Consider the following 2715-nt stretch of genomic DNA (forward strand, 5'->3'; position numbering starts at 1 on the left):
GCCAGGTGCCCAGCGCCCGCCCGCCCCCCGGCGGCCGGGCGCCCTCGGGCCCGCTCCGCCGCCGCAGGGGCCCGCCGAGCCCCGAGAAGGACCTGTCGAAGCCCGCTCGCACGGCGTGGGTGGGGCGTACGGGACGCATGGCGCCCCCTCCTTCGTTCCTCGGGCCGTCCCCGGCCGTCTGCTCGAATGACGGGGGACGCTAGCCGCGCCGGGAAGCGGGGGACGAGGTTCCGCGGCCATTCCATCGCCATCTGACAAAGCCGCGGCCACGGCCCGGGGAGGCTGTTACGGTGCGGCCGGCCCCCGGACAGCACGAAGCCCCCGGAGCCGGGAGGCTCCGGGGGCCTGTGCCACCGCGCGGAGGCGCGGTGACGCGCCGGTCACCCGGCGGGAGGGATCAGTGCTGCTCGGCCTCGGCGCGCGACGCCTCCAGGGCGCGGGCGACCCGGCCGCGGACGAGGTACCAGCCGCCGACCAGCGCGGCCACGATCACCGGAAGGAACAGCACGGTGGTGCGCCCCTCACCCGGCTCGGAGGCCATCAGACCCAGCACGCCGGCCAGGAAGACCAGGGTGACGATCTGGGTGTACGGCGCCCAGGGGAGCTTGTAGCCGGGGCGGGTGACCCGGCCCTCCTTCGAGCGGCGCCAGAACAGCAGGGAGCAGACCATGATCATGCCCCAGGTGCCGATGATGCCGATCGCGGCGAAGTTCAGCACGATCTCGAAGGCGTCCGCCGGGACCACGAAGTTCAGGCCCACGCCCAGCACGCAGAAGAACGCGGTGAGCAGGATGCCGCCGTAGGGCACCTGGCCCTTGTTCATCCGGCCGGTGAACTTCGGCGCGGAGCCGGACATGGCCATCGAGCGGAGGATGCGGCCGGTGGAGTACAGGCCGGAGTTCAGGCTGGACAGCGCGGCGGTGAGGACCACCAGGTTCATCACGCCGGCCGCGTACGGCACGCCGATCTTCGACAGGACGGTGACGAACGGGCTCTCGCCGGCGTGGTAGGCGGTGTACGGCAGGAGCACGGCCAGCAGGATGACCGAGCCGACGTAGAACAGGCCGACACGCCACATGATCGAGTTGATCGCCTTGGGCATGATCTTCTCGGGGTTCTTCGTCTCGCCCGCGGCGACACCGCACAGCTCGACGGAGGCGTAGGCGAAGACGACGCCCTGGATGACCATCAGCATCGGCATGACGCCGGTCGGGAAGACGCCACCGTGGTCGAGGACGTTCGCCAGGCCCGGGGTGCCGTCGCCGACCTTGTGCTGGCTGGCCAGCAGGAAGATGCCGACGACCATGAAGACGGTGATCGCGGCGACCTTGACGATCGCGAACCAGAATTCCATCTCGCCGAAGTACTTCACCGAGATCAGGTTCACGGTGAGTACGACCGCGAGGGCGATCAGCGCGAGCACCCACTGCGGGATCGTGCTGAACATGTGCCAGTAGTGGGTGTACGTGGCCACGGCCGTGATGTCCGCGATGCCGGTGGTGGCCCAGTTCAGGAAGTAGAGCCAGCCGGCGGTGTAGGCGCCCTTCTCGCCCATGAACTCACGCGCGTACGAGACGAACGCGCCGGAGGACGGGCGGTACAGGACGAGCTCGCCGAGCGCGCGCACGACGAAGAAGGCGAAGAGTCCGCACACCGCGTAGGCGATGAAGAGCGAGGGCCCCGCACTGGCGAGGCGCCCACCGGCGCCGAGGAACAGACCGGTACCGATGGCACCGCCGATAGCGATCATGTTGACGTGGCGGGACTTGAGGTCCTTGCTGTACCCCGCGTCGCCGGCGTCGACGTGTGGGGACGTCGCTGCCGGGGCGGAGGTGCCCGCCGGGGTGTCGGCCGCAGTGAGGGTGCGGTCACTCATCTATGTCTTCGCCTTTGCTGGAGGGGGGAGCGGAACCGGGCGCCCGACGGGGACGTCGTGCGGTGCTTGCCGCGTGCTCCGGACAAGACGATCACGCGAACACGTGACCGCCTTCCGGTGAATGGTGTGAGGCGCGTATGAGCGCCGTCAAGAGTTAACGGAAGCTTGACTTCCGTTTGCCTGTGAGCTAGCTCCGCCGCAGGTCAGGGGCGTGTGACGGGCTCAGGGCTTACCTGCCCCCGGGGGACGGAAGGCGCCCTTCCGGGCTGTTACCGACTGGTAAATCGACCGGCTCTGAACGGACTTGACCGAATCGGCCGAACCCGGCGAGTCGTGTGAACCGCGACGGGGTTGCCCCTTTTGTAGGCGTTCATTGCTCTTTGCAATTACAGAGGGACGTTGCGTATGTCACACCTTGATCGAGCTATTGAACTGCGCGCGTCAAAGCTGAAAGGGTTCTGGACCAACCGGAGCGGGAGCTTCCCGCACTCCGGCCGTGCCGCGACCGCGGCATGCAATTCCCCCCCACAACCTCACGAGGAGGAAAACCCTCGTCATGGCACACCACAAACGCGCCACGAATCGACGCCTCTTAGTGGCGATATCCGCGGCGACGGCAGTCGCCGCCGGAGCCACCGTATTGACGCTGCCGGCCGGCGCCGCCCCCGCGGAAGGCACGGTTTACGGCACGCACGCCAAGGGCGCCATCGATGGCAGCTACATCGTCATGCTGAAGGACGGCGCGAACAAAACCGCGGCACATTCAGTCGCCACCGAAAGCAAGGACCTGGCCGAAAAGTACGGCGGCAAGCTGAACCGTACGTACAACTCCGCTGTGC

Annotated in this window: 1 protein-coding gene and 1 pseudogene; one reads left to right on the forward strand and one right to left on the reverse strand. The window is 68.2% G+C overall.

From position 1 onward, the window contains the following. Positions 1-397 precede the first annotated feature (397 nt). Positions 398-1876, reverse strand: coding sequence for an amino acid permease (locus tag AB0K09_RS32090; RefSeq protein ID WP_366068915.1), 1479 nt, complete (start codon positions 1874-1876; stop codon positions 398-400). A gap of 556 nt (positions 1877-2432) precedes the next feature. On the opposite strand from AB0K09_RS32090, the pseudogene AB0K09_RS32095 reads away from it, so the two are divergent. Next, positions 2433-2715 (forward strand): annotated as a pseudogene (locus tag AB0K09_RS32095) (S8 family peptidase); the annotation flags it as partial.

It is taken from the genome of Streptomyces sp. NPDC049577 (assembly GCF_040675635.1).
Lineage (GTDB): Bacteria > Actinomycetota > Actinomycetes > Streptomycetales > Streptomycetaceae > Streptomyces.

Coding starts and splice junctions, on each gene's coding strand:
- AB0K09_RS32090 (WP_366068915.1), bottom strand. CDS start 1,876: ATGAGTGACCGCACCCTCACTGCGGCCGACACCCCGGCGGGCACCTCC.